Here is a 7,021-nt window from a genome sequence, read left to right as displayed (position 1 = left end):
TCCATTCATCCGGCGCTGAGAGAATGGATCCCGGATCAAGTCCGGGATGACGAGGTAGGATAAGTCGGCTTCCGTTCGTTTCCAGTCACCCCATCAATGCATATGCTTCAGCTTGTCGGGATTGCGCATCACATAGATGCCGGCGATCTTTCCGTCCTCGATCTCCAGCGCCGTCGTCTGAAGCTCGCCGTCGCTCTCGCGGGTGACGAAGCCCGGCAGGCCGTTGATCGTGCCGGTGTGGAGCAGGGTCGAGCCATGTTTGGCGAACAGCACCGCAAGGCTGCGGTGCAGCGTCATCACCGTGTTGAACCCGAGCACCGGCACCAACGCGGCGGGGCGCTTGCCGCCGCCGTCGGACCACATGCCGACGTCCGCCGCAAGCATCGCGCCGAGCGCGCCCATGTCGCCGCTGCGCGAGGCGGCGAAGAAGGCGTTGGCGATTTCGAGCCCCCTTTCCTTCTCCATCTTGTAGCGCGGGCGCGCGTCGCGGACGTGGGTGCGCGCCCGCGCGGCAAGTTGGCGCGTCGCGGCAGGATCGCGGTCGATCGTCTTCGCGACCTCGTCATACTCGACCCCGAAGACGTCGTGGAGCAGGAAGGCCGCACGCTCCAGCGGAGAGAGCCGTTCGAGCGCGAGCATCAGCGGCAGGGTAACGTCGTCATCCTCCTCCTCTTCGACCAGCGGGTCGGGGAGCCAGGGGCCGATATAGGTCTCGCGGTTGCGGTGCGCCGACTTGATCTGGTCGAGGCAGAGCCGCGTCACGGTGCGGCGCAGGAACGCCGCGGGCTCGCGCACCGCCTCGCGGTCGGCGGCGAGCCAGCGGAGGAAGGCATCCTGCACCACATCCTCGGCATCGGCGACCGAGCCGAGCATACGGTAGGCGACGCGGATCAGGAGCGGACGCAGCGGATCGAAACTCGCCGCCGCGTCCCCGCCGTCATGGATGCCTTCGCCGGTCATCAGGCGACCTTCGCCGGTGCGCCGCCTTCGTACCAGAGGCCGAAGCCGACCGCGATGCGGTTCCAGCCGTTGATGACGTTGATCATCACGGTCAGATTCATCTGTTCCTCCGCGGTGAAATGTTCGTCGAGCGCTTCGCGCGCTTCGGCCTGTGTGTGCCCTTGCGAGAGGCGGGTCAAGGCGTCGGTCCAGGCGAGCGCGGCGCGTTCGCGGGGCGTATAAACGGGCGCCTCGTGCCAGGCGGCGACCAGGTAGATTCGCTGCTCGGTCTCCCCCGCGGCGCGCGCATCGGCGGTGTGCATGTTGATGCAGTTGGCGCAGCCGTTGAGGATCGACGAGCGGATTTTCACCAGCTCGATCAGGCTCTTCTCAAGGCTCTTTTCGGCCGCGAGGCTGACCGCCATCCACTGCTTCATGAGGTGCGGCGAGGCGGCGAAGGGGTCGGTTACCTTGGTCATGTCGTATCTCCTTGGCTTGGGTTATGCAGACATGACGAGCCAGCGGCGGCGGATGTGACATGCGACGTGAAAAAATCCAAAATTGTTCCTCCCCTCCTTTTTCTTCGTCATTGCGAGCGAAGCGAAGCAATCCAGAGTAGGCGTAAACCGCTCTGGATTGCTTCGCTTCGCTCGCAATGACGAAGGGCCCGTAATGACGCTATGCAATCGGACGGGCTTGGCCTAGCATTTCGCATCGACAGCAAGGGAGGGATTCATGAAGTTTCTCGATGGATTTGGCGAACAGGCCTATGCGCTGCTGCGGATCGTGGCGGGGTTGCTTTTTCTCGCGCACGGGGTGCAGAAATTCTTCAATTTCCCGGCCGAATTTCCGATGCCGCTGAACCCGATGCTGCAAGCCGCCGGAGTGATCGAGCTGGTCGCGGGCGGCCTGATCGTGATCGGCCTGTTCACGCGCCCCGCCGCTTTCCTTGCCAGCGGCATGGCGGCGGTCGGCTATTGGATGGTCCACGGCAGCAAGAGTTTCTTTCCGATCGTCAACGGCGGCGAAGCGATCGCGCTCTATTGCTTCATCTTCCTGTTCATCGCGACGCGCGGGGCGGGGATCTGGAGCGTCGACGGAGCGCGGGGGAAATAAGGCGCGCGTTCTCGCCGCGCCGAGCCCATGGTTCCCGGATCGAGTCCGGGATGGCGGAGACCCGGAGGCGACCAATGGATAGCATCCTGCGCCTCATATCTTCGTCATTCCCGCGAAAGCGGGAACCCAGAGCGTGCGTCGGCTGACCCCACACTGGGTTCCCGCTTTCGCGGGAATGACGAGGGTGGGAAGAGGCATCGGTCAGAGCTTGCGCGTATTCGCCTCGATCAGCTTCGCCGCCTCGGCGATCGCCTTTTCGATGGTGAGCTTCTTTTCCTGCACCTCGTCGGCGATGCTCAGCAGGCGGCCGCTGATGACGGTGCCGGTCTCGGCCTCCTCGGCGATCGCGATGCCGCCCTTGGTGGCGGCGACGCGGTCCCATTCGGCGCGGACGGCGGCCCAATACTCCTTCGTCGCGGCCCAATAATCGTCGGCCGCCTTCACGTCATACTGGTCGTATTTGATATAGGTGTTGAGGACATATTCCTGGACGATCGGCACCAGCTTGCCGTCCTTGATCCCCATTTTCGTATTGTCCTGCCAGTGGACCCAGCCGTCGGGGGTCGGCTGGTGGCGGTTGATCGAATAATAGCGGTCGTAGACGGGTTTGCGCACCGCGTCGCGGCGCGCGAGCGGGCGCCATGTCCAGTTGGAGCGCCAGCGGCGGATGCCCGCCTGCGTCTCGAACTGGCCCCAGCCGCCGTAGCGCGGGCTGTCGTCGACCTGATACACCGTCTGCGACCAACGGCCGGTGCGCATCTTTTCGGGCACGGCCTCCCACGTCCATTGACCCTGGTCGGAATAGACGAGCACCTTCGCGGGCTCATAGTCCCAGTCCTGTCGCCAATGCTTGATGACATGGCTCTCGCCCTCGTCGCCGGTGATGACGAGCATGTGCTGGAGGATGATCTTGCGGCCCGTATCCTCGATGACGCGCACGACTTCGTTGCCGCCCGAGCGTTTGGGTTCGAGCGGGGTGTAATCCTTGTCCCAGCGCGTCGATTCCTGCATGTTGAAGCCGACATGGTAATTGCCCGCCATGGCGAGGATGTCGGCGCGGTCCTGCTCGAAGTTGGCGGCGGCTTCCTCGGCCGCGATCGGCGGATGCGCGGCGGCGGGAGCGGCGGTGCCGAGCAGCAGCAGCGCGGCGGCGATCGAACGACAGGTCTTTTTCATCGGTGCAGTCCTTCAGGGGTCAGAAGCGGTAGCTGAGCGACACGCTCGCGTTACGGCCCGGCTGGGTATAGGCGTCGGCGCTCGCGGGCGGGACGAGCAGCCCCGGCAGCGCGGGATCGGGCGGGCTGAGCGGCACGAGCGCGAGGCCGCGCACGTCGCTCCACCAGCTATATTTCTTGTCGAGGATGTTGAAGATGCCGCCGCGCAAGGTCAGCCCGCCGCCGATCCGCACGAAGGCGGTCGCGCCGAGGATGGTGAAGGCATCGGGGCGGAAGCATTCGGAGGAACAGACCCCGGCGGCGCGCGACGCCTCCTTGCGGCCGCTGTGGGTCATGATGATCTGACCGCCGAAGCGTCCCGCGGGCTCGCGATAGCCGACCCCGGCGACGAGCTTTACCGGATCGATCGTCGACAAGGGCGTGCGCACGCCGTCGGGGTCGATCTGGTTGCCCTTGGCATAGGATAGGGCGAGCGTCGCAAAGAGGCCGGAGGACGCCCGCCCCTCGAACCGTGCTTCCGCGCCATGGACGCGGACACGATCGAGATTGATGAATTGATAGACCGCCGGGTCGGCGGGCGTGAAGCTGCCACTCACCACTTCCTGGCTGATGAAATCCTTGTAGCGCGCCGAAAAGGCGGTGAGGTCGAGGCTGACATGGTCGCTATTGAAGCGCAGCCCGCCCTCGACGCTTTCGCTGCGTTCGGGACCGAGTTCGGGGTTCGGTTTCGACGTGTAGCCGTAGGCCAGATTCTCGAAGAACTGATTGACCTCGCCGGGTTCGGGCGCCTTGAAGCCGGTCGCATAATTGGCGAACAGGCGCACCTGATCGGTGACCTTGAAGACCGCGCCGAACTTCGGCGAGAGGCGCGAGCCATCTTGCCCGGCGCCGCTGAAAGTTGGAAGCAGCGGGTCGTTCTTCGGCGACAGCTTGTACCAGTCGAAGCGCAGCGCCGGATAGAGCAGCAGGCGCCCGTCGGCGACCGAGATCTCGTCGCCGACGAACAGGCCGGCGCGGGTGAAATCGGTGCTCGGGAAAGCGCGGGTCGGGAAGACTTCGCCCGCAGGGGGCACGGTGCCGTCGCGCAGGCCCTGCTGGCGCGTCCGGCTGATGTCGCCGCCGAAGACGAGGCGGTGCGCGATCGAACCCGTCGCGAAGTCGGCGCGCGCATCGGCGGCGGCGCCGAAGACGCGATTCTCGAACGTGTTGAGGCGGGTGCGGTCGACCGCGGGGGTGCGATCCTCCTCGGTGTATTGATTGTCCTCGCTGTCCTGCCAATAGAGGGCGATGCGGGCGAAATCGATCGTCCCCTCGCCTTCCCAGCTCCAGTCGAGCGACACGCGCTTGCGCTCGCCGCTGTCCCAGCCCTCGAGGCGATCGACCGCCGCACTGAGCCCGGTAAGGCCCTGCGTATAGAGGTCAGTGCCGAGATATTCGCCGGTAAGGCGCAATTTGTGACCGTTTGCCGGGTCGTAGACGATGCGCGCGAGCGCGGCGTTCGAACGGCCGTCCTGCGGATTGGGTTGCGTCCGCAGCGCTCCGGCGCCGCCGACCGTCCCCTTGTTGTCCAGCTCGTTATAGTCGCGGCGGGTATAGGCCGCCATCACCGACCAGTCGCCGCTGCGCCCTGCCAGGATCGCGGTCTCGCTGAACTCGTCGTCGGCGCTGGCATAGGCGGCGCGGACGAGGCCGCCGACGTTTTTGCCGCCCTCCAGGAAATCGGCGGGGTCGGCGGTGATGAAGCTGACCGCGCCCGCCAGCCCGTCGCTGCCGTAGAGCGCCGACGAGGGGCCGCGCAAAATCTCGACCGACTTGATGAGGCCGAGGTCGATATAGTCGCCGCGGCCCGAGGCCTGCGCACCGAAGCTGAAGCCGTCGGGGACGCGGACGCCGTCGACCTGGATCAGCACGCGGTTGCCGCCGATGCCGCGGATGTTGAAGCTGTCGTTCCCGGCGCGGCCGGTCGCGCCGAGCGCGGCGCCGAAGCGCGCGGGCTGGCGCTGGACGCTGACGCCCGGTTCGAAGCGGACAAGGTCGCGGATGTCGGTGACCATCTCGTCAGCGATCTGCTCGTCGGTCTTGACGGTGACCGTCGCGGGGACGTCCTCGGCCCTGGCCGCGATGCGCGTCGCGGTGACGACGATCTGCTGCTTGCGCGCGAGCCAATATTCGCCGTCATTGTCCTGCGCAAAGGCCGGCTGCGCGAGCGCGGCGAACGCAAGGCCCAGCGCGCTGCCGGCGGCAAGGCGGGTGGCGGACGGCGAGCGATGGTCAAGCAAAATTCTTCCCCTGCTAGATTGCGAGTGATTCGCAATAGCGATGCGCTACGTGCGGCGCGCGCAGGGGTCAAGGGTATTTGATATTGCGAATCGTTTGCTAATTAAGAGAGGGAAGATGAGAGCCGGGCCGACGCGCAAATTTAAAAGTCCGGAAACGGCCGGTTGCCGACCTCCCATCGCTCGTCACCCCGGACTTGATCCGGGGTCCCGCTTGATGTCGAAAATCGATTCAGGGTCAAAAGCGGGATCCCGGGTCAAGCCCGGGATGACGAAGGAAGATGATGCAAAGCGGCCGGTAGGCGACGGTCTGCCGCTTATAATTTCGTCATTCCCGCGAAAGCGGGAACCCAGTGTTGGGGTCAGCCGACGCTCGCTCTGGGTTCCCGCTTTCGCGGGAATGACGAAGAGGGGAATGGCAGCTCACCCCAACTCAGACCGTTTTACCTGCGCCGAATTCTACGCGCGTCCTAACTCCCCGGCCCCTCATAGGCCTCGACGATCCGCCCGACGATCGGGTGGCGCACGACGTCGGCGCTGGTGAAGCGGCTGACGTTGATGCCTTCCAGCCCTTCGAGCCGCGCGACCGCGTCGGCGAGGCCCGAGGTTGCGGGCACCGGCAGGTCGACCTGCTTGGGGTCGCCGCAGATCACCATGCGGCTGTTCATGCCGAAGCGGGTCAGGAACATCTTCATTTGCGGGATCGTCGTATTCTGTGCCTCGTCGAGGATGATGAAGGCATCGGCGAGTGTCCGCCCGCGCATGAACGCCAGCGGCGCGATCTCGATCTCGCCGCTGGCGATGCGGCGCTCGACCTGCTCGGCGGGCAGACAGTCGTGCAGCGCGTCGTAGAGCGGGCGCAGATAGGGATCGACCTTTTCCTTCATGTCGCCAGGCAGGAAGCCCAGCTTCTCGCCCGCCTCGACCGCGGGGCGCGAGAGGATCAGGCGCTGGACGCTGCCGGTGATGAGCTGCGCCACCGCCTGCGCGACCGCAAGATAGGTCTTGCCCGTCCCCGCCGGGCCGAGCGCGAAGATCACGTCGTCGCGCGCGAGCGCCTGCATATAGGGGACCTGCGACGGCGCGCGCGGAACGATCGTTTTCTTGCGCGTGCGGATCATCACCGTCGGCGTTTCGCTGGCGTCGTGGCGGATGATGCCCGCGAGCGTCGGCTGCGCCGACATCGCGATCACCCCGTCGACCATGCCGGCATCGATTTCCTGCCCCTGTTCGATGCGGCCATAAAGATCGGTCAGCACGTCGCGCGCACGCGCCGCGGCCTCCGCCTCGCCCTCGATCTGCACCCGGTTGCCGCGCGCCGAGATATAGACGCCGAGGCGGTTCTCGATCGCGACGAGATTGCGGTCGAACTCGCCGAAAAGAAGGCCCAAAAGCTGCGTTCGCTCGAATTCCGCGGTCAGTCGGACGCGGTCGCCGGGTTCGGCGGGGGTGGAAGCGGTCAGCGGGCGTTTGGACACGTGGGCAGGGCTCCTAAGGTAAATCACGCGAAATAGA

The 7,021-nt window shown here is 65.6% G+C and carries 6 protein-coding genes; 1 reads left to right on the top strand and 5 read right to left on the bottom strand.

The annotated features are described in order from the left end of the window. Nucleotides 1-93: 93 nt before the first annotated feature. Both OJI97_RS13915 and OJI97_RS13910 read right to left on the bottom strand, forming a co-directional pair. The gene (locus tag OJI97_RS13915) at nucleotides 94-960 is read right to left on the bottom strand and encodes a sigma-70 family RNA polymerase sigma factor (protein ID WP_297664402.1); all 867 of its coding nucleotides are present in this window, start codon (nucleotides 958-960) and stop codon (nucleotides 94-96) included. Beyond that, nucleotides 960-1,418, bottom strand: a complete 459-nt coding sequence (locus OJI97_RS13910) for a carboxymuconolactone decarboxylase family protein (protein WP_297664400.1) — start codon at nucleotides 1,416-1,418, stop codon at nucleotides 960-962. Before OJI97_RS13910 ends, OJI97_RS13915 begins: the two co-directional genes overlap by 1 nt. A 256-nt stretch (nucleotides 1,419-1,674) precedes the next feature. Between OJI97_RS13910 and OJI97_RS13905 the strand changes: the two genes are divergently transcribed. After that, nucleotides 1,675-2,055, top strand: a complete 381-nt coding sequence (locus OJI97_RS13905; protein WP_297664398.1) for a DoxX family protein — start codon at nucleotides 1,675-1,677, stop codon at nucleotides 2,053-2,055. Nucleotides 2,056-2,256: 201 nt separating this feature from the next. Here the strand turns inward: OJI97_RS13905 and OJI97_RS13900 are convergent, their stop codons facing one another. From OJI97_RS13900 to OJI97_RS13890, 3 genes are all read right to left on the bottom strand, one after another. After that, on the bottom strand, nucleotides 2,257-3,231 hold the full coding sequence (locus OJI97_RS13900; protein ID WP_297664396.1) for a DUF6607 family protein: 975 nt from the start codon (nucleotides 3,229-3,231) through the stop codon (nucleotides 2,257-2,259). A 19-nt stretch (nucleotides 3,232-3,250) separates the two neighbouring features. Next, nucleotides 3,251-5,509 (bottom strand): TonB-dependent hemoglobin/transferrin/lactoferrin family receptor, encoded by a 2,259-nt coding sequence (locus OJI97_RS13895; protein ID WP_297664394.1) that lies wholly within the window; start codon nucleotides 5,507-5,509, stop codon nucleotides 3,251-3,253. 467 nt (nucleotides 5,510-5,976) lie between these two features. Then, nucleotides 5,977-6,984, bottom strand: coding sequence for a PhoH family protein (locus OJI97_RS13890; RefSeq protein WP_297664392.1), 1,008 nt, complete (start codon nucleotides 6,982-6,984; stop codon nucleotides 5,977-5,979). Nucleotides 6,985-7,021 lie beyond the last annotated feature (37 nt).

The organism is Sphingopyxis sp., from assembly GCF_025869345.1.
Lineage (GTDB): Bacteria > Pseudomonadota > Alphaproteobacteria > Sphingomonadales > Sphingomonadaceae > Sphingopyxis.
This window is presented reverse-complemented; position numbering and strand designations above follow the sequence as displayed.